Below are 20,444 nucleotides of genomic sequence, written 5' to 3'. Positions count from 1 at the left end.
CAGCATATAATTTATCTTACAATCTACCCATTTTTTAAACAGATTTTTTAATAGTTCGTTATTTTTATTACCGTATTTTTTACCTGTTTAAACTACAAAAGCCTCCCCTATTGACGAGGAAGCTCCACATAGCGTTTGAGAAAAAAATCATAGAATCAAACAATAGCCGACTGCACTACACAGCCGGCTTATATCAAAAAAATTAAGCAATCGTAATCTCTGCACCGGCAGCTGTCATTGCCTCTTTAATCTTTTCAGCTTCTTCTTTAGAAACATTCTCCTTCAATACTTTCGGAGCGCCTTCTACGAGTTCTTTTGCTTCTTTAAGACCAAGCCCTGCAACAACGTTTCTAACCTCTTTGATTACGCCGATTTTCTTGCTGGGGTCTGTCAGACCTTTAAGCGTTACGGTAAATTCAGTCTGCTCTTCAGCTGCTGCTGCACCGCCTGCAGCGCCGCCGGCAACAACTGCAACGGGAGCCGCCGCTGTTACACCGAATACTTCTTCCATCGACTTAATCAATTCGGAAAGCTCGAGAATAGTCTTCTCTTTGATTGCCTCAATAATTTGTTCATTTGTTAATGCCGCCATATTATCTTCTCCTATAAATTAAAATTTCACAGCTCATACAAGCCGCAGTAACGGTAGACAGGAAGACAGCGCGTGAAGCCTGACTACCGCATTTGGAATTGGGAACTCTAAAAATCTAACAAAGTTTTAGAGCTACCCAATTATGCTTCAGTCGATGCAGGTGCAGCGTCGGAAGCGCCACCTTCTTTATCAACAATAGCTTGAAGAGTACGCACAAACTTTGCGGTCGTTGCATTGACCGTAGACATAAACATTGCAATAAGTTCTTTTTTGCCGGGCAATTTAGAGAATGCTTCGATTTTTGCAGCATCATAGAATTCCCCGTCAACCACAGCACCTTTTACCACCAGTGCAGGAGTTTCTTTTGCAAATTCAAACAACGTTTTTGCAGCAGCGTTTGCATCTTCGCTCATCATAGCAACTGCAGTAGGACCGACTAAATAGTCTTTAACATCCAAATTCACGGAGTCAAAAGCGATGCGTGCAAAATTATTGCGTACGACTTTGTAGGTACAATTATTTTCGCGGAGCTTTGCGCGCAGCTGTGTAATCTGCTCGACAGACAACCCGCGGTATTCTGTAAAAATAAAAGACGAAGCAGCTTTTAACTCATTCGTAATATTTTCGATAGCAGCCGTTTTTGCAGGCTGCGGTTTATGTGCTCGCAGTGCCATCTTATTCTCCTACCTTATAATCTACCCAGACACCCGGCCCCATCGTAGAGCTGACAGAAACCGATTGGATAAAATCAGCCTTCGCATCGGCAGGCTTTTTTCGTCCGATTTCAGTCAAAAGGATCGTAATGTTTTCGGCGATTTTATCCGTATCCATCGAAACTTTACCGATTGCAAGATGAACAACGCCGGTTTTATCGGCACGGAATTCAACACGGCCTTTTTTAAGCTCATTGATAGCAGCGCCAATATCAGCAGTAACCGTTCCGGTTTTAGGATTAGGCATCAACCCTTTCCGACCAAGCACCATACCAAGCCGCCCGACATCTTTCATCATATCAGGGGTAGCAACAGCGATATCAAAATCAAGCCAACCACCCTTAATTTTTTCGATATAATCGGCAGCACCGGCATACGTAGCTCCGGCATCCAAAGCTTCTTTCACACGGTCTTCTTTACAGAACACCAACACACGCTTCTCGCCTCTAAATTGATGTGGCAAAACAACAGTATCACGAACGCTCTGATTCTTACCCAGTTTCAGACTGACATGAACTTCGACCGTTTCATCGAATTTTGCAAACTTCAGCTCTTTCACCAATTCTACAGCTTTGGGAACAGAGAAAAGAGCAGCATTATCGTATTTTTTTAACGCATTGCGGTAATTTTTTCCGTGTTTCATTAGCGCTCTACCTCCACACCCATACTTCGTGCAGTTCCCGCAATAATTTTCTTTGCAGCCTCCAAATCATTTGCAGTAATGTCCGGCATCTTCATCTTAGCAATTTCTTCAAGCTTTGCTTTTGACAAAGTTGCAACCTTCTGACTTATCGAATTTGCAGAACCTTTTTGGATATTACATGCCTTTCTGATTAAAACCGCAGCAGGCGGAGTTTTCAAGATAAAAGTAAAGCTTTTATCCGAATAGACCGTAATAACAACAGGAACAACCAAGCCCGGCTCCATCGATTTTGTGCGGTCGTTAAATTGCTGCACAAACTGAGGTGCGCTTACACCATGCGGCCCAAGCGCAGGACCTACAGGCGGAGCAGGCGTTGCCTTTCCGGCAGGACACTGCAATTTAATAACCGCAGTAACCTTTTTCTTTGCCATAACCATCTCCTTCTGGTACTAACGGGAAAACATTCCCTCCCATAAATAAAAAACTAAAACACTAAATCAACTCAACCTGAAGCATATCAACTTCAACAGGGGTTGTCCTACCGAATATAGCAACCATCACTCGCAGTTTATTGCGATCTGCCATAACCTCTTCTACAGTGCCGGTAAAGGTATCAAAAGGCCCTTCTATAATTTTAACCTGTTGACCGGGCGTAAACATCTGCACGGATCGAGCTCTTTCGCCCTTAATCTCCCCTGACTTCTGCAAAACACTTTTTGCCTCATCAGCCGAAATAGCCTGAGGCCGAGCATCGCCGACAACACCCAAAAATCCGGTAACACCATGTATTCTTCTAATCGGAGCACACACCCCTTTCCAGTTTACGGCAGGCAAGTCCATTTCAATAAGGATATAACCGGGCAGGAATTTTCGGCGAACAACCCGCTTTTTACCGTCTTTTACCTCAGTCAATTCCTCTTCGGGAATTTTAATTTCAGAGATAACTCCCGCAGGAATCTCACCACTTTCCATTAATAGACGTATTGCACGCTCCACTCTCTTTTCATAGCCCGAAAAGATATGTAGAATATACCATTCTTTTGCCATAACCGTTCCTTAAAAGAACCAGCCAAGGCAAGCAACAAAAAACGTATCAACAATACCAAGAAAAACAGCAACAAGAATGGTAGAAACAATAACAACCTTCACAGCAGAAACGACATCATCACGAGTAGGCCAAACCACCTTGCGCAGCTCAGCAACACACTCTTTTCCAAAAGTAATTATTTTTGACATATCTACCCCTTATTTATGAAACAGGCCAGGAAGGACTCGAACCCTCAACATTCGGTTTTGGAGACCGACGCTCTACCATTGGAGCTACTGACCTCTATTTAAAAGCCGCAGGCCATCGGTCGGACTTCAAATACTTATTTAACTTTTGTTTCTTTATGTACGGTATGCTTACGATCAAACGGACAATATTTACTTAACTCAAGCTTACCCTGAATATTTTTCCGATTTTTTGCGGTTGTGTAGTTCTTCCGCTTACATTCAGTACATTGTAATGCGATAAGCTCAACAGATGTTTTCTTAGCCATCACAAACCTCCTATAAAACAAAAAGCTTCCGAGCGGAATCGAACCGCTGACCCCAACCTTACCATGGTTGTGCTCTGCCGACTGAGCTACAGAAGCAGAATGACGCTTGAGAATACCAGAAGAATAAGAAAGTGTCAAGGACTCAGGAAAAATGCATCAGATATTTTTTTGAATACCCCCCCCCCCCCGCAAAAAAAGAGACTGCCCAACCAGAGTTTCGCCGCAACACGGCTCAAATGGTTGTCCAGTCTCTTTTTTTGCGGAATTTGTGCTATAATTCTCTGATGCATTTTTCCTTCTTTTAAGAAACTGATTGAAATTTTGAAGAAAAATTCAATCAGCGGGCATGAGGTCTCAATAACTTCACGGATTAAAGAGGCCTTTCTCAGGGGCGCGTACCCGTACCATCGCTGTATAAGCATCTTTGTTTTTTTCAATAAACTCATCAACCGGTATCAGCTCGCCGTCCTCATATATGTCAAGATGGAATGCTCCAAAACCGTCAAAATACGGAAAGAATACGGCTATCCGCTCATACGTTCTCAGCTCTGTAGCCGAAGACACCGTGCTGATACATGCAAGATAAAAGTGATCAGGTTCGACGATGGCAAAATAATATAAAAGCGGTAAAAGATACGATGTTTGATATCCTGCATATCGTTGATACCCCAAAAAAGCAGGTTGTTTTACCGATCCCGTTTTTGCACTCGTACTTACCGGAATTGCCGCTCCGGTAAGCGCAAAAGGACAGCTATCTACATCCAAACCGGAAGAGTCGGGATAAACAGTGCGCTTCAAATTTAAGCTTAAAGCAGCGGCGCCGAGATTCCGTATCCAATCCAATCCGAAAAAGATATTCTCGGTATCCAGATACGGCCTTGTAAAATGAGTTTTAGGCGCATCGGTCTCGCGTTTTAACGCTTCAACAACCGTCCCCTGCCCTGCAATAGGACGAATAATCCCATCGATAACCCACTTTGCAAAACCGGCCGAATCAACACCGCCAATTACTTCAGAGCGGATTTGGTCGATATTCATCGCAGCTGTTATTTCCAATTCCGTTTGCGGCTGGGAATTACTGATATGCACCGGCTTTCCGTCATGGTCAAAGCAACCGTCTTTCACCCGTACCAACCGATACCGGAGATTTTCAACTATGCGCGACATCGATTTAACGGGGCTGTTATCACGCGGCGGATTAAACAAATCCCATGGAATGATTGACTGACTTAATGCTTTCAACCGTAAAAGCGAAATATGATAGAGTGTTTCAAAAGGAACGCCTATAGCGATGTCTTTCCGCATATAAGCATTAAAAAGACATATATCGATAAACGACTTCCCGCTATAAGCCTTTTGGCTTGCAGGACGGAGAGAAACCGAAAGGGCAGGATTTTCACGCGGATATATTTTAATCGACAATGGAGCGCCGGTATCAGCCCTTCGGTACAGCATCCACGTACCTTGCGGCACGAGATTGTGCTCCGGCAAACTGTAATCGGTAAGATTAGGAATAATAGAAATGATATATACATTCTTACTGTCTTCCGCATACTTTCCCGATACCGTAAACGTATTTCCTTTTGAATCCGTATGCAATTCGGGCGCCTTTTTGATAACTTTTTCAATCGGCGCAGAAAACCATGAGGCAGCAATCGCTTCTCTAATTTCAGCGGAATCCGGTATTTGATCAAACGGATAAAGATGTATGGTTTTCGGATTTTCACCGGCTACCGTTTCTACCGTAATAACGGATTCTTTGCTCTCGGCATCTTGTTTTACTGCCGGGGAATTCGGTGAGGACACATCAGCTCCAAAAGCAGCCGCTATACTTATGAATATGAGAATACTCCCTATCAGATAAGAAGGTATCCTAAAATGAACGCTTTTCATACTTCTATGGTATCGGCATTTCCGTATTATATCTTAAAACACCATCGAAGGTACTTAAAGTCAATGAAGTTTTTCGGCGCATCCTTCAGTCTTCCAATTCGGGAATCCGATCTTTCAGTTCACGCAGAAACTGCTCGCCGCTTACTCCTTCCCTCAAACAAATAAATACGCAATTATCACGGCCTGCAATAATACCGAGAACGGATTCAAACCCCATATTTTCAAGCGCCATCGAAATAAGCTCGGTATGCCCTGAGTACGTTTTGATAACCGCCATATTTCCCGAATAATCTATAGAAATATACCCGCGTAAAAAATCTTGGATGCCCGCCTGCTCGGTTTCACGAGGATGGTCTTCACTCGGTACCGTATAGACATAATCACCCTTTCCGTTGGAAACCTTGCTCACCTTGAGCATTTTTAAGTCGCGCGACAAGGTTGCTTGAGTAACGGAAAACCCCTCGCGATCCAAATAGCCGAGCAGCATTTCCTGTGATTCAATCGGGTATGATTTTATCAATTTTCTGATTGTTTTTAATCTTGTTAGCCGCTGTTTCACTTATGTCACCTATGGAGTAATAGTGCATAAATATTCAAAAAAGTCAATAAAAATAAAAAATATAGACAAAAATATGCATAATCTTGCATAAAATTCCGCGCAGAAGACAGGCAACCGCTTAAAATATTGCTAATGCGGATGCCCTAGTCGATTACCACGGTTCTTAAAGAATGAGCATGGCATCGCCGTAAGAAAAAAAGCGATATTTTTTTTCTATTGCATGGCGATAAGCAGCAAAGATGTTGTCGCGGCCGGCAAATGCGGATACCAGCATAACGAGGCTCGACTGCGGCGTATGGAAGTTGGTAAGCAGCGCTCCGGTGAGCCCAAACCGAAAGCCGGGATAGATAAATATATTCGTTGCCTGCATCCCGCGGCTCAGCCGCTGCGTATCGGATTTCCATGCGGATTCGAGCGTCCGCACCGAAGTGGTGCCTACAGCAAGGATGGTTTTGCCGCTCCGGTGAGCCGCTTCCACTGCCTCCGCCGTTTCGTCGGAAATAAAGAATTTTTCGGAGTGCATTGTGTGTTCTTCGACTACTTCAGTCCGCACCGGTAAAAATGTACCGAGGCCGACGTGCAGCGTTACAGCGGTTCGTGCAATATGCCGCTTATCCAGTTCCTGTAAAATCGGCTCCGTAAAATGGAGACCGGCGGTTGGTGCAGCGACCGAACCGGTGTTCTGTGCGTATACCGTCTGGTACCGCGCGGCATCTTCATTCGTGTCGCCGCGCTTGATATACGGCGGCAGCGGGATATGACCGTTGGCTTCCAGCCAACGGTCATCAATGCAGCGGTCAAAACGTATATATTTGCAATCGACTTCCGCTGCATTGGGGGAAGGAGGTGGAATCAGCACGGCACGGGTGCCGTCGTCAAAAGTGTATTCCTTCCCCTCCCGCTGCCGCTTGGCACGCTTTACGATGGTTTTCCACACAAAGCCTTCGTCGAGCGGCTCAATCAGCAAAAATTCAGTTTCACCGCTACCGGTATGGGCATACAAACGGGCATGGCGCACCTTTGTGTTGTTAAACACCATTAAACAATCGGGCGGCAGAAAATCGGGCAAGTCGGAAAACATCGCATCGGTTAATGTCCCCGTCCGTCTATTTAACACGAGAAGTCGATCCTTCCCACGTTCGGCTGAAGGATACTGCGCAATTAATTCTTTCGGTAAGTCAAAGTCAAAATCTTTTGTAAACATAATGCCTCAAAAACGGAAAGCACTATACCCGAAACCCACCACCAGTGACAAGGCAATCGCTTGAAATATCTCCGGTGCGGTTTATCTTGGATGTTTAACTGCACTGGGTCTATCTCCGTTCTTGACGCACAGAAGCCATTCTTTCGGTTCGGGGATTTCAAATTTCAACGGTTCTCCTGTAAATGGGTGATTAAATTCAAGCGTCCGTGCATGGAGAGCAAGCCGCCCGAAAGGATTGGTTTTTGCTCGGTAATTTTCATCTCCGGCAAGAACATACCCTTTCGATGCCAAATGCGCCCGAATCTGATTCTTTCTTCCCGTTTCAAGGCTTAATTCAAAAAGCGTATAATGAGTCCCGCGCTCAATTATTTTGTAATGAGTTACAGCGCTTACCATCTTAAAGCGGGCTTTATCATGCGGAACAAAACCTCGATTGTGCGCATTGTATGCAATTTCATCGTTAATGGTGCCGCTGTTCTTCATTACACCGAAATAGCTCCGCGCATAATTTCCCTGCACAGGATTTTCCGCAACCGCACGGTAAATACGCCCCGTTACCAGAGTCTGCCAATGATCCATAATCTTTTTTTGAGCTTTTTCCGTCATTGCAAACATCATTACTCCCGATGTTTCGCGATCAAGACGATGAACTGCAAACGGTCTATGCGCTTGAGAATAGGTTCCTTTTTTGCGCATTATCCGCTCAAGAACTTCGAGAGCAGTCTGCGCGCGGCTCCCCGGATACGGCACGGAAAGCATTCCGTCCGGCTTGTAAATCACCGCAAGATATTCATCTTCATACAGGATGGTAATCTTCTCCCGTCCGAAATCCCGTTTGCATTTCTTGTTGCATTTTATTCCAGCTGTCTTTGTTCCGGTTGTCATACTACGATTATCTCTTTCTTTCTGCCCGCCTTTTCCGCCGGAACATAAAACAGTAAAGCAGGCATTGCCTGCGATCGATTTATGGGAAACGATTTTATTCATATCGATAATAAAATCACAAAAGGCACAACGTGTACAGGGAACGAGGACCCAAGAACCGAAAGTCCACCGGCTTTTTCTGTAAGGAAATGATTTAGATACGTCTAATTTCTAGCCATTTTGCATCTCGTGCTCTATATAAGAGGCGGAGGTTAAACCATGAAACTCAAACGATTGTTATTTTCGTTCTTTGCCTGTATTACCGCCGGTATTCTCTTTCTGCAATGCACGCGGTGCACTCCTCTTACGGATACGCAGTTTAAGGAACCCGTTACGCTTGTTACTTATAACACGCAGACATTTTTTGATGCCGTAGAAGACGGTAGCGAATTCAAAGAATACAAAGGAAGCAAATCCCGATGGACAGCTCAGAAGTATAAAGCGCGTCTCGAACGGCTGAAAGGCACCTTGTTTGCGGCAGGAGAAAAATTGACCGGCAAAAAAGACCGGTTACCCGATATTGTAGTCTTACAGGAGGTTGAAAATGAGCGTGTGATTGAGGATTTTTGTAAACAGCTGCCAAGCGGGGAAAACTATCCCTATGCAATATGCCCGCCGCGTTTGGAAAAAGGGGCATTTACCACAATCATCCTTAGTAAGTATCCCATTGAACGCTATTTTGTGCATCGCCTTTATACCGAGCAAAAGAGAGCGTTGCGAGCATTGATAGAGATTGTATTGAATACGGGGAGTAACGACAAACCGCGGTTATTAACCGTCTTTGCAGCGCATTGGAAATCAAAGACCGGCAGTTCCGACAGTGCAGCTATCCGTGCTCAGCAGGAAGCTCAGTTGATAAAGAAGATTCAAGAGCATAGAGAAAAAAATCCGCGCATTCCTTTTATCGTATGTGGAGATTTTAATCAGACCCTTAAAGAATTTAATCAGCTGAATGATTTTCCGGTATGTTGGGATGTATCGAACTATAAAGCGGAGAACGAAGCAGGCACGCAGCCTGACGGCAGTTATTACTTTAAAAATTCGTGGGAAAAAATCGATCATATTTTCTACGAGGGCGGCGCGGACAGTGGCGCTGATTCAAAAACTGCCTCGGATGACGGAACCGCTTATATTGAACCGCTGTTGTTTTTCGTGCTATATGAACCGCCGCTCGTTGAGGGCGGTAAACCGGTCAGGTACAATGTACTGACCGGCGAAGGATATTCAGACCATTTACCGCTTGGCTTCCGCTTTGAGATACATTAAGGCATCTTTAAAAACTCGGTTAGGGAAACACTGGAGATGTCTCAAAAGTTGGTTACTTTTTCGCCATCCTTCATCAGCAAAGCCTCGATGCGGCTTTGGCAAGCTGCTCACCGGTTAGTCCGGCGCATTCAAGAACATCCTGCCGCGAACCTTGCATAAAGACCGTGTCGGGAAAGGCGCATACTGCCGTTTTTGTACCGGAAAGTCGTTTTTGAACCAAACTTTCCAGATACTGCCCGACACCGCCGATATATGCGCCGTCTTCGATAAAGAGTACGGCAGGGTATTTTTTGACTTTTTCCAAGAAAAAGGTTTCGTCAATGGGTTTTAAGAAGCGAAGATTGTATATATCGGCGGATATGCCTTTTTGTCCGAGCAGCTCTGCCGCCTGAACGGTTTCCGGGAACATCCCGCCGGTGCACACCAGCAGCACATCGCTGTGTTCTGCCGTTACGGTAAACACGCCGCGGCCGGTTTCCATCGGCAACGAAAATGCGGGACATTCCGCTGCGCACGTATTTTTAGGGTACCGTATTGCAACAGGCGTATCCAACTGTAATGCCCATTCAAACATTGCCCGCATTTCCGCTGCCGAGGCGGGAGCGAGCACCGTCATATTGGGAATGCTGCGCAAAAAGCAGATATCGTAGAGGCCTTGGTGGGTTTCGCCGTCATAGGGAACCGCTCCCGCACGGTCTATCGCAAAGATAACCGGCAGTTTTTGCAGTGCAACGTCATGGATAATTTGGTCGATTGCCCGCTGCAAAAACGTACTGTAGATAGCTGCGATAGGCCGTAAACCGGCCGCGGCAAGTCCGGCGGCAAAAGTTACCGCATGTTGTTCGGCAATACCGACATCAAAAAAACGATCGGGAAACTGCTGCCGGAACCGCTCAAGTCCGGTTCCCTGTGCCATTGCAGCGGTAATTGCGGCGATATCGTCTCGTTTTGCCGCCTCATCAATGATAATATGAGAAAATGCTTCGGTAAAAGAGTTTGTACTCGCCTTTTCAATTTTTCCGTCGGCAATATTGAACGGTCCGATGCCGTGGAAGGCGGAAGGATTATTTTCCGCGAGCGGATAGCCTTTCCCTTTCTTTGTTTCAATATGAATAAGTACCGGCGCATCAATATTTTTGACATTGCGGAATACTTTTTCAAGCTCTTTTTCATTATGCCCGTTCAGCGGCCCGACATACTCAAATCCGAGATCGGTAAAAAGATTGTTTCTGTAAAAAATCCCCTTGGCGCCCCGCTTTAACCGGTGAATCAAAAAATTAATGCGCCTACCTAAAAACGGAATTTTGCCGACAGCGGTATCAAATATATACTTAAACTGCTGATATCCTTTCCGCACGGTTAAGCGGCTCAGGTATTCGGAAACCGCCCGTATATTCGGAGAGATGGACATCTTATTATCGTTAAGGATAACAACCAGATTCTTTGTAAGCGGGGTAACATTCAGGAGCGCTTCAAAGGCCATTCCTCCGCTTAAAGCCCCGTCGCCGATAACAGCGATAACCTTTCCGCTCTGGTGCTGTAGCTTTCGCCCGATAAGAATTCCCTCGGCTGCTGAAATTGAGGTAGAGGCATGTCCTGTGTTGAATGCATCATGGGGACTTTCTTCCCGTTTGGGGAACCCTGCAAGGCCGTCTTTTAAGCGGAGTGTTGAAAAATTATCATACCTTCCTGTTAGGAGCTTATGAGGATAGGATTGATGCCCCACATCCCAGATGATTGCGTCTTTTGGACTCGAAAACACTCGATGCAGTGCGATAGTTAACTCTATAACGCCAAGATTGCTGGCAAGATGCCCGCCGTTTGCGCCGACTGTTTCCAGAATAACGCTGCGCATTTCCTGCGCTAATATATGTAGATCCTCTCTTGAAAGAGATTGTAGGTCTTTCGGGTCATGTATTGATAAGAGTACGTTTTTATCCATGTATATGTTCAGTGAACTGCCGGATATATAAAAAAAGGGCTGTGAAGATACTCAACAAAGCCCTTTCTCACCGTAATAAAAGCGATAGAACAATACGCCTATAATAATCTTGCAAACAATAAAAATCCTTCTTATATGCTTTATACACCGGTATAGTGGTATAATCGAGAAGGATACAAGATTATTGAAAACCTCTAAAAAGCGTAATGATATTTTTAGAGGTTACTTGTTCTTATGTCTATTCTTTCGAAGCTTCTTCTTTCGTTTATGCGTTGCTATTTTCTGTCGCTTCCGTTTTTTTCCGCAGGGCACGTGAACACACTCCTTATTTATAAAGATAGGAGATAATAGCCGAACAGCAGTAAAAAGTCAAGGCTGCCGTTTTTTTCCATAAAATAGAGTAGGGCAGTAACAGGGCAGTCGCTTTCTCAGTTTTCCAATTTTATGGAAGAAAAACAGAAAACAGAATATTTTGCGGGATGTTAAAAGAGAGTCTGATGCGTTTACCCTGCTGGCGAATCTGGACAATGTCGGTGTTTTCCGCTATGCTTAACAACCTTGTATGGATTATGTAGAAAGTTTATTTAACACGAATTTTTTAGAGTATGCCAGTTATGTTATCCGTGACCGCGCAATTCCCGACGTAGAGGATGGTTTAAAGCCGGTACAGCGGCGTATCCTACATTCTCTTTTTGAGATGGATGACGGAAAGTTCCATAAGGTTGCCAATGTCGTCGGCTATTGTATGAAGTATCACCCGCACGGGGACGCTTCCATCGGCAACGCATTGACGGTACTCGCCAATAAAAGCCTCTTTATCGACAAGCAAGGGAACTTCGGAAACCTCTTTACGGGGGACGAAGCTTCCGCCCCGCGGTATATCGAATGCCGCATCACCGAATTTGCAAAAGATATCCTGTTTAATCCCCATATTACGCGATATGTTCCTTCTTATGACGGCAGAAATAAAGAGCCGGTTGTATTCCGTGCTAAACTGCCTGTCGTACTACTCATCGGGGCGGAAGGCATCGCCGTCGGCATGTCTACCAAAATACTTCCGCATAATATCCGCGAAATTATCGAGGCGGAAAAAGCCTGCCTTTCCGGTAAATCTTTTACACTCTATCCCGACTTTCAAACCGGCGGACTTATCGACGTGTCCGACTATCAGGACGGCAAGGGCAAGGTGCTGGTGCGGGCAAAGTTGGACACCTCCGACGATAAACGGATTGTGATCCGTGAACTCCCCTTCGGCAGCACTACAGAAAGCCTCATTGCTTCTATAGAATCGGCGTCGAAGTCGGGAAAGATAAAAATTTCGGAAATTAACGACTATACGGCGGAACAAGTAGAAATAGAACTCAAGCTGCCGCGCGGCGTGTACGCAGCGGATGTTGTCGATGCGCTCTATGCCTTTACCGACTGTGAGCAGTCTATCTCCTGTAATTTGCTGGTCATTCAAGACAATCTGCCGGTTCAAACGACTGTTACCGAGGTGATTAAAACCCACGCGAAACAGCTGACCGCCCTGCTGAAAGATGAGCTTTTGTATGAGCAGGAGATGCTGACCGACCGGCTGCACTTGAGAACGCTTGAGCGGATATTTATCGAAGAGCGAATTTATAAAAAGATTGAAACGATGAAAACAGCCGAGTCGGTCATTAAGGCGGTTATCAAGGGTTTTGAACCGTTCAAAGCGGAGCTGATACGGGAAGTAACGGAAGACGATGTAGACCGGCTCCTCAAAATCCCCATTCGGCGTATTTCGCTCTACGACATTCAAAAAAACCGTGCCGAAGTGCAGGAAATTTCCGCCCGGCTCAAAGAGATTGCCCGTCTTTTAAAGAATCTCAAAAAATATGCCCTCAGCGTTCTTGACGGAATCCTTGCGAAACTGCCGCCCGAAGTTACGGCGCGTAAAACGGAGATTACCGGCTTTACCAAGGTAGATGTAAAAGAAGCCGTTAACCGCGATTTATCGCTCCGCTATGACGAAGCAACCGGCTACCTCGGCACTGCCGTAACTACCGGAAAAGAAATACTCAAAGTTTCGCCGTATGACCGTGTTTTTATCCTGCGCAAAAGCGGGGTGTACACCGTTATGGATGTGCCCGACCGGCTCTTTGTCGATACCGGTATGTGGTATTGCGGGTTTGCTGAAAAAGAATTATTGTCACAAATCCTCTTTACGGTTATTTATAAAGATGAGAAAACACAGTATCCGTATATCAAACGGGCACGGGTTGAATCTTATATATTGAACCGTGATTACCTGTTCGTACCGGATACGGCGACCGTACTCTACGCAAGCACGGCTGAAAATTTTGAGTTTACGGTGCAGTACGCGCCCAAGCCTCGGACAAAGAAAAACGAAGCGCGCTTCAAAACCGCGGATTATCCCGAAAAGGGATTAAAGGCGCAGGGGGTACGCCTTGCGGAACGGGAAGCGGAAGCGGCGGCGCCGGTAGCGAAAAAAAATACTAAAAAGTAATGGTGAATCTCTAAAAATGTGAGTTTTTAGAGATGACCAAAGGTTATGCTGAGTTGTCTTTGTCCGGATAATTCAGTACCTTGTAGGGAGGAACACTGCCTATGCAAACAATCAATGAATTGGGACATTATACCTTTCAAGCGATGCTGGAGAATAGCATCAAGCGGTTCGGGGCACGTCCGGCGCTTTCATTTGTGTCGGGAGAGCCGATTTCATACAATGAAGCCGGTAAGCAAATAAAACAGCTGCAACAAAATTTGTATCGGCTTGGCGTTAATCCCGGTGATAAGGTCGCAATTTACAGCCACAGCGTGCCCCATTGGGGAATCGCCTATTTTGCAATTGTTACGATGGGGGCTATCGCCGTGCCGCTGTTGCCTGATTTTACCGACAAAGAGGTTAAGGCTTGTTTGGAACATTCCGAAACAACGATGATTATCGTTTCGGAAAAACTGATGAGCAGAGTGCCCGAAACCGTTTCCGTCCTCATCGATATTCAGGACTTTTCGGTTAAAAAAGGTACGGAAACAAGAGACGGCGCCCCTCCGCCTCATACCTGCAGGGAAAACGATACCGCTTCCGTTATTTATACGTCCGGTACGACGGGTCGTTCCAAGGGCGTGGAGCTTTCGCATAAAAACCTTGTCTGCAATGCAATCGCAGGGCAGTCCTGCCAACGCATTAACGAGTATGACAGGGCGCTTTCCATTCTGCCGCTTTCGCATGTCTATGAATTTACGATCGGCTTTTTGATGTTCTTTTTAAACGGCGCCTGTGTGTACTACCTTGAAGGGATTCCTTCGCCGCGGATACTCCTGCCTGCTCTGTTGAAAGTACGTCCGACAATGATGCTGAGCGTTCCTATCGTCATGGAAAAAATATACCGGAACAAGATACTCCCGGCTTTTAACTCCTCGCCGTTCCGCGCACGGATGTACCATACTAAGCTCGGTAAAAAAATCCTAAACCGTCTTGCCGGAAAGCAGCTGAAAAAAACATTCGGCGGACACTTGAAATTTTTCGGATTAGGCGGCTCGAAAACCGATACAACCGTTGAAGAATTTTTGAGAGATGCTAAGTTCCCGTATGTTATCGGGTACGGTTTGACGGAAACGGCGCCGCTTATTGCCGGCTCGACCGTCCGCCAAAGTGTTCCGGGCTGGATCGGTTACGCCGTCCCCGATGTCGAGGTTAAAATCGATAACCCTGATCCCAAAACCGGCATCGGCGAACTGTTGGTCAAGGGACCGAATGTGATGAAAGGTTATTACCGCGACCCTGAGCTTACAAAAAATTCATTTACCGAAGACGGCTGGTTCAAAACCGGTGATCTTTTTGTAATGGACAAAAAAGGACATTTAGCAATTAAAGGCCGTTCAAAAAATATGATTCTCGGCGCCAGCGGCGAGAATATCTACCCCGAAGATATTGAGTTTGTACTGAATCAGCATCCGCTTGTAACGGAATCGCTCGTTGTTGAGGGGGAAAAATCATCCCTTGTTGCCTACGTGCAGCTTGATGAAGAAAAACTTGCAGCCGAGGTACAAAAAGAGCAAAATCAAAATAAAGAAGGTTCCGCCATTCAGAATCTACAATCTGCCGTAGCGGACGCTGTTTCGGGCATTACCGATGCAATGGCCTATAAACGGGCGGAAATCTTAAACGAGATTAAATTTTTCGTTAATTCCAGTGTGAATAAGATGTCACGGATCGATAAGATCGAGCAGGTCGAAGCCTTTGAAAAGACCGCCAGTCAAAAGATAAAACGATATCTGTATCATTTTAAGAACCGAGGGAAAAAGGAAGGCGAAGCTCCGTCCGGGAAATAATACATCCGCCGAAACCCTGCGTCTAATTTTGCCGGGGGCAGAATGCGTTTACCCTGCAGAAGTTTGACATTTGAAGGACTTACCGCTATACTTTTTTTTATGCTCAGTAATTTTCATACGCATACGTATCTGTGCAAACACGCTGAGGGCACTCCAATTGATTATGTACGGCAGGCTGCTGCTGACGGTTGTTCCGCACTCGGATTTTCCGATCATTGTCCTTATCCGCATGACGATATGTGGCTTTATTGCCGGATGGCGGCGGCTGATATACCGCTGTACAAGCGCCTTGTTGAAGAAGCAAAAAAAGAAGCCGATTTTCCCGTATACTTCGGCTTTGAGTGCGAATGGTCGCCGCAACACCGCAGCTGGTTTAAGGATGAACTGATCGGCCGCTACGGAGCCGATTATTTGGTGTTTGGTTCTCACTGGTTTCCGCTGCACGGCGGACTTGAATATATCGCAACTGTTACCGAAAGGCGGCGGCTGCATACCTATATCGATTTTACGATTGAGGGGATGCAGTCGGGGTTCTATGCATTTTTGGCTCATCCCGATTTGTTTTTGAGCAGCATCCGGTCTATCGACGCAGACTGTCTTGCCTGCATTGATGCGCTCATCGATGCGGCAAATGATTTGGGTATGCCGCTTGAAATCAATGGGTACGGACTGATTAAATCGAAGGTGCAGCGGGATTACGGCGCAGACTATCAATATCCCGTAGCCACGTTTTGGAAACGGGCAGCGCAAAAAAATGCCCGTATTATCTGCAATGCCGATGCGCACCAAATAGAACAGGTTTTAGCTGGAGTACGAAACGGTATCGACTATGCGGAAGACCTCGGCATACCGATACTCGATGCGGCGGAAGCGCTGGGCTTTGCTCATAAGTAGGATAGGTTCATCGGTATGTTGAAAGAGGGCATTTTTTTGAGGATATGCTATGCATAAGAATACGCCGCATACTGCCGAACGGAAGGCCGCCCGTGCCGTTGTGGAAGGCCGAGTGCAGGGCGTCGGATTCCGCTATTGGACGGTACAGGTAGCGCGGGAATTCGGTATCACCGGTTGGGTACGGAACTGTCCCGACTATTCGGTGGAGATATTTGCGGAAGGAGAAGGCACCGCGCTCTACGAATTTTTCGATGCGGTGCAGCACAGCCATCCACGCGCCTATATTTCCAATTTTACCGTTACAGCGGCGCAATATCAGGGGTTGCATTCGTTTAAAATACAGCATTAGGAACTTTTAATGATGCATCTACTGAGGAGAACATAATGGTTATTAAAATAGTGCTTCCGTTTTTATATCTCGGGTTCGGTTTTCTTGTTGGGAAAACGCCGATCGATATAAAAAATCAGACGGCATATTTGCTTACCAGAATAATTATTCCGTTGATTATTATTTACAATATCTCAACGTGCCGTGCCGACTTATTTGTCAGCATATTCGCTATGATTATTATGATGACGGTAATGATGTATATGAGCCGTCTTTTCAGCGCCGATGCCGTCGAACAGTTATGTTTTTTCTATTTGAATATCGGGTGGCTTTCGTTGCCGATTGTTGCATCGGTATGGGGAGACGGCGCCGCAACCGCCGTACTTTCGCTGTATATCGGAAACTCTCTTTTTGGAAATTCCATCGGCGCAGGGATGCTGATCAATAATGGCGCTGCAAAGATTGATATAAAACGGACACTGAAATCTCCTCCCGTTGCGGCGCTCATTATCGGCATTATCTGTATTCCTTTCGGGGACAGTATCAAACTTTATTTGCCGCCCTTATATCGAATCCTTAAATTGGTTATGAGTATTTTAGGTATGGGTGTGCTCGGTATGTGGCTTGCAAAGATTAAGCTTGAAATAAAAGATTTAAAACTCACGCTTAAACTGGCGGTACTACGGGCGCTTACGGTCGCCTGTTTGATGACGCTCTTTATCTTTATTGCGGGGCTGCTGCATTTGGAATTGGTAACCGCCAATAAGCAGGCGCTGTATATGATCTGTATCTTGCCGCCTGCCGCCAACATTATCGTGCTGGAAACACATTACTGCCATACGGGAAAATCCGCCGGCCTTACCGCGTGGGGAACGCTGTTGAGTTTAGCGCTTATCCCGATCTATATTGTGGTAACACGGCTGCTGTTTTAAACCATGGCAAACGCATCAGGCTGTTTTTTTAATAGCCCCGCAGAATAATTGAGGTCGTTCAACCAGAGTTGAACCTCTTCGCGGTTCAAATGGTCTCACGGCCTCAATTATTCTGCGATTTTTATCTATTCTGCCTGATGCGTTTGCCCGTCCAGCACTGGAAAAAAGTGCGAAATTTTATTTAAAATTTCGCACAGAAGGAAAGCAACCGCTTAAAATATTTCTGATGCGGTTGCTCTGCGTTTTAAATGCTACCGGAGCAGTTAAGCCGTTTCCCAGTTTTTGACGTACCCTTCCAGTTCATCCAGCATTGCAAGAATGTCAGCTTTGTTTTTTTCAGAATAGGTCTCAGCTTCTTTTCCCAGCTTTTTAAAAAACGGAAGCAATGGGGTCAGCTTCGCCATGGGTACCTTTGTCGGATGGTACGTTATCAGCACACTTCCGGTAACGGGATTATGCTCAATGGCTTTGACGATTGACGAGAGCGCCGGAGCTTGCAGGATGGATAATGCCCGTTCGGTGATTGCGGTGTCTTTAAAGACAGGCGCTCGCAGCCGTATGCGGCCGGGGAAAAAGCCGGTAATCATCGCGCATCCTTTAATAGCTTTTGCATGGATTCGATACTGACGGCAATGGTCAGCGAATTATGCAGCGCCGCCGCGAGTGCGGGCGGAATAAGGCCGAACATACCGGCAAACAGGAGCAGTGAGTTGCCGACGATAATCAGCTTGTTGTTTTTATCTATCCGCGACAGTGTTTTTTGACCGAGCTTCCGCACCGTAATTAAACCGGAAAGTCCGTCGTCAGCCAGTACGATATCGGCGGTGTCTCCCGCAATGGAAGAACAATTACCCATCGCAATGCCGACATCCGCGGCGGAAAGCGCAGGCGCGTCGTTGATTCCATCACCGATCATAATCACCTTGTGTCCGGCATCCCTCGCTTCCTGCACATAGCGCACCTTATCTTCCGGCAGCGTCTGTGCATGATATTCCGTAATACCGGCTTGAGCTGCGACTTTTGCCGCCGCCTGTTCGGCATCGCCTGTAATCATAACGCAATTACGCACACCCAATCGTTTCAGCTCGGCGACGGTTTCTGCGGTACCTTCTCGAGCAGGATCCCCAATAGTCAAAATACCGGCGAGCTGTCCGTCAATCGCCAAGTAGAGTAAAGAATAGCCGGATTTTTCGGCAGATTTCTGCACGCGGGCTATCGCTTTGGTTGTCGGAACTTTTTCATCTTCAAAAATAAAATGAGCGCTTCCGATACAGAGCCGCTTGCCCTCTAACGAAGACGCGATACCGTGTGCGACAATGTATTCAACCTTTGCGTGGCGTTCGGGATGTACAAGGTTCCGGTCTTGGGCGGCTTGCACAACGGCTCTTCCCAGCGGATGCGGAAAATGTTCTTCAAGGCATGCAGCGAGCCTAAGCACTTCATCCTTTGCAAAAGCGCCGAACGGATGCACTCCGGCTAAAACCGGTTCCGCATAAGTAAGAGTTCCCGTTTTATCGAAAATGACGGTATCGGCAAGCGCCGCCGCTTCCAAATACTTTCCGCCTTTTATCGAAATACCGTGCTCCGCCGCTTCCTTCATTGCAGAAAGAACGGCAATAGGTGCGGCAAGCTTCATCGCGCAGGAATAATCAACCATCAATGTAGAAATAGTCTTGGTGATATTTCGTGTAAATAAATAGGTTAAGCCGGTCAGTAAAAAATTGAAGGGCACTACTTTTTCCGCGATAAGTTCCGATCGTTTTTGAGCGGCAGCTTTTAAAGATTGCGAGCGGTCGATCATCGCGATGATATTGTTCACCTTTGTTTCCGACCCGACCGTGCGTACACGGATATACAGTTCCCCTTCCAACAGAATAGTGCCGGCAAAGACCGATATTCCGCTCTTTTTTTCTACCGGCAGCGATTCTCCGGTAATACTCGCTTGGTTCACAAGGCCTTCACCCTGTTCAACATTCCCGTCTGCGGGGATTTGGCTTCCGGCGCGGACAACGATAAGATCATCTTTTTTAAGTGCGGAAGGCGGGATTGTCCGTTCTTGATCACCTTCGATGAGATGTACCGGCTCATTTGAAATCAACAGCATTTGCGCCAGATTATTGTACGATTGGCGGCGGGTCAGCTCTTCAATTTCTTCCCCCATATCGAGCAATGTTGCTACAAAACGAGCCGTCTGCGCCTTGCCGTCCAGAACGGCAACCGTCAGCGCCGTTGCATCCAGTAAATCCGTGCTAAAGAATTTTCCTGCAAAGATGGACTGTACCGCTTTTATAATACGCGGGACAATCCTTTTGTAGAGCAACAGATTGCGAAGCGGCATCGGGAGAAGCGATCGTACGGTAACGTCAAAGAGCGTAGACGCTAATACATCGAATACACTTTCGGGTGCAGGAATTTTTGCGACGGAGTCAAGCAGACTTTCATCGGACAGGTATTTGTCTGACAGCGCCCTGAATAAGGCGAGCACCTCATCTTCCGAAAGAGTCTTTACATCGTAATACACTAAAAAGGATGCGACTTTGGGATTAACTTGAATATCGGTTATGCCGTCTTGCACCGCGACGAGGGTTTGCGCAAGGATAGCTTGCCGCGGCAAAATTTCAACCGCATTGTAGTGCAGCCGTATTCTGCCGGGCAGGGAGTGTTTAACGGTTACGTTCATCGATAAATTGATA

General features: G+C 46.2%; 20 protein-coding genes and 2 tRNA genes. 6 read left to right on the top strand and 16 right to left on the bottom strand.

Translation table 11 applies throughout. The features are described from left to right. Positions 1 to 202: 202 nt before the first annotated feature. The 13 genes from rplL to HGH47_RS02600 all read right to left on the bottom strand — a co-directional run bounded on the left by rplL (position 203) and on the right by HGH47_RS02600 (position 8,132). Positions 203 to 592 carry a 50S ribosomal protein L7/L12 gene (rplL, locus tag HGH47_RS02660; RefSeq protein WP_212565426.1) on the bottom strand — a complete coding sequence of 130 codons (390 nt, stop codon included), beginning with the start codon at positions 590 to 592 and terminating at the stop codon, positions 203 to 205. Positions 593 to 732: 140 nt separating this feature from the next. Further along, positions 733 to 1,266 (bottom strand): 50S ribosomal protein L10, encoded by a 534-nt coding sequence (rplJ, locus tag HGH47_RS02655; RefSeq protein WP_016523247.1) that lies wholly within the window; start codon positions 1,264 to 1,266, stop codon positions 733 to 735. Between the two features lies 1 nt (position 1,267). Further along, complete coding sequence (rplA, locus tag HGH47_RS02650; protein WP_016523246.1) at positions 1,268 to 1,948, bottom strand: 50S ribosomal protein L1; 681 nt, start codon at positions 1,946 to 1,948, stop codon at positions 1,268 to 1,270. After that, positions 1,948 to 2,379: a 50S ribosomal protein L11 gene (gene rplK, locus HGH47_RS02645; protein WP_212565428.1), complete on the bottom strand. Its 432-nt coding sequence runs from the start codon at positions 2,377 to 2,379 to the stop codon at positions 1,948 to 1,950. Before rplK ends, rplA begins: the two co-directional genes overlap by 1 nt. Before the next feature lie 61 nt (positions 2,380 to 2,440). Then, positions 2,441 to 2,995, bottom strand: coding sequence for a transcription termination/antitermination protein NusG (nusG, locus tag HGH47_RS02640; RefSeq protein WP_432910189.1), 555 nt, complete (start codon positions 2,993 to 2,995; stop codon positions 2,441 to 2,443). Positions 2,996 to 3,004: 9 nt separating this feature from the next. Next, a complete protein-coding gene (gene secE, locus HGH47_RS02635) occupies positions 3,005 to 3,184 on the bottom strand; it encodes a preprotein translocase subunit SecE (protein ID WP_044013336.1) in 180 nt (59 codons plus the stop codon). A gap of 21 nt (positions 3,185 to 3,205) precedes the next feature. After that, positions 3,206 to 3,278: transfer RNA gene (locus HGH47_RS02630), tRNA-Trp, on the bottom strand. Between the two features lie 40 nt (positions 3,279 to 3,318). Next, complete coding sequence (gene rpmG, locus HGH47_RS02625) at positions 3,319 to 3,489, bottom strand: 50S ribosomal protein L33 (RefSeq protein ID WP_016523242.1); 171 nt, start codon at positions 3,487 to 3,489, stop codon at positions 3,319 to 3,321. A 23-nt stretch (positions 3,490 to 3,512) separates the two neighbouring features. Then, a tRNA-Thr gene (locus HGH47_RS02620) sits at positions 3,513 to 3,585 on the bottom strand. 267 nt (positions 3,586 to 3,852) lie between these two features. Then, positions 3,853 to 5,295 carry a hypothetical protein gene (locus HGH47_RS02615; RefSeq protein ID WP_432910185.1) on the bottom strand — a complete coding sequence of 481 codons (1,443 nt, stop codon included), beginning with the start codon at positions 5,293 to 5,295 and terminating at the stop codon, positions 3,853 to 3,855. A gap of 172 nt (positions 5,296 to 5,467) precedes the next feature. After that, positions 5,468 to 5,941: an arginine repressor gene (locus HGH47_RS02610; RefSeq protein ID WP_253675632.1), complete on the bottom strand. Its 474-nt coding sequence runs from the start codon at positions 5,939 to 5,941 to the stop codon at positions 5,468 to 5,470. A gap of 163 nt (positions 5,942 to 6,104) precedes the next feature. Then, a complete protein-coding gene (gene queA / locus HGH47_RS02605) occupies positions 6,105 to 7,145 on the bottom strand; it encodes a tRNA preQ1(34) S-adenosylmethionine ribosyltransferase-isomerase QueA (RefSeq protein ID WP_432910181.1) in 1,041 nt (346 codons plus the stop codon). An 81-nt stretch (positions 7,146 to 7,226) separates the two neighbouring features. Continuing rightward, positions 7,227 to 8,132, bottom strand: a complete 906-nt coding sequence (locus HGH47_RS02600) for an RluA family pseudouridine synthase (protein WP_212565433.1) — start codon at positions 8,130 to 8,132, stop codon at positions 7,227 to 7,229. A gap of 156 nt (positions 8,133 to 8,288) precedes the next feature. On the opposite strand from HGH47_RS02600, the gene HGH47_RS02595 reads away from it, so the two are divergent. Further along, positions 8,289 to 9,335 (top strand): endonuclease/exonuclease/phosphatase family protein, encoded by a 1,047-nt coding sequence (locus HGH47_RS02595; protein ID WP_212565434.1) that lies wholly within the window; start codon positions 8,289 to 8,291, stop codon positions 9,333 to 9,335. A 73-nt stretch (positions 9,336 to 9,408) separates the two neighbouring features. On the opposite strand, the gene dxs is transcribed toward HGH47_RS02595, so the two are convergent. Continuing rightward, complete coding sequence (dxs, locus tag HGH47_RS02590; RefSeq protein ID WP_432910177.1) at positions 9,409 to 11,277, bottom strand: 1-deoxy-D-xylulose-5-phosphate synthase; 1,869 nt, start codon at positions 11,275 to 11,277, stop codon at positions 9,409 to 9,411. A gap of 562 nt (positions 11,278 to 11,839) precedes the next feature. Between dxs and HGH47_RS02585 the strand changes: the two genes are divergently transcribed. The 5 genes from HGH47_RS02585 (at position 11,840) to HGH47_RS02565 (ending at position 17,751) form a co-directional block, all read left to right on the top strand. Next, a complete protein-coding gene (locus HGH47_RS02585; RefSeq protein WP_432910174.1) occupies positions 11,840 to 13,768 on the top strand; it encodes a DNA topoisomerase IV subunit A in 1,929 nt (642 codons plus the stop codon). A 101-nt stretch (positions 13,769 to 13,869) separates the two neighbouring features. Next, a complete protein-coding gene (locus HGH47_RS02580) occupies positions 13,870 to 15,597 on the top strand; it encodes an AMP-binding protein (RefSeq protein WP_212565437.1) in 1,728 nt (575 codons plus the stop codon). A 99-nt stretch (positions 15,598 to 15,696) separates the two neighbouring features. Further along, complete coding sequence (locus HGH47_RS02575) at positions 15,697 to 16,491, top strand: PHP domain-containing protein (protein WP_212566613.1); 795 nt, start codon at positions 15,697 to 15,699, stop codon at positions 16,489 to 16,491. Positions 16,492 to 16,540: 49 nt separating this feature from the next. Then, on the top strand, positions 16,541 to 16,840 hold the full coding sequence (locus HGH47_RS02570; RefSeq protein WP_212565438.1) for an acylphosphatase: 300 nt from the start codon (positions 16,541 to 16,543) through the stop codon (positions 16,838 to 16,840). Positions 16,841 to 16,875: 35 nt separating this feature from the next. After that, positions 16,876 to 17,751 (top strand): AEC family transporter, encoded by an 876-nt coding sequence (locus tag HGH47_RS02565; RefSeq protein ID WP_212565439.1) that lies wholly within the window; start codon positions 16,876 to 16,878, stop codon positions 17,749 to 17,751. A gap of 263 nt (positions 17,752 to 18,014) precedes the next feature. On the opposite strand, the gene HGH47_RS02560 is transcribed toward HGH47_RS02565, so the two are convergent. Both HGH47_RS02560 and HGH47_RS02555 read right to left on the bottom strand, forming a co-directional pair. Next, entirely contained in the window at positions 18,015 to 18,338 is a 324-nt protein-coding gene (locus HGH47_RS02560; protein ID WP_212565440.1) for an HMA2 domain-containing protein, read from the bottom strand. Then, positions 18,335 to 20,431, bottom strand: coding sequence for a heavy metal translocating P-type ATPase (locus HGH47_RS02555; RefSeq protein ID WP_212565441.1), 2,097 nt, complete (start codon positions 20,429 to 20,431; stop codon positions 18,335 to 18,337). The genes HGH47_RS02560 and HGH47_RS02555 overlap by 4 nt, the downstream gene beginning before the upstream one ends. Positions 20,432 to 20,444: the final 13 nt, after the last annotated feature.

This window comes from Treponema sp. OMZ 805, from assembly GCF_050937395.1.
Taxonomy (GTDB): domain Bacteria; phylum Spirochaetota; class Spirochaetia; order Treponematales; family Treponemataceae; genus Treponema.
This window is presented reverse-complemented; position numbering and strand designations above follow the sequence as displayed.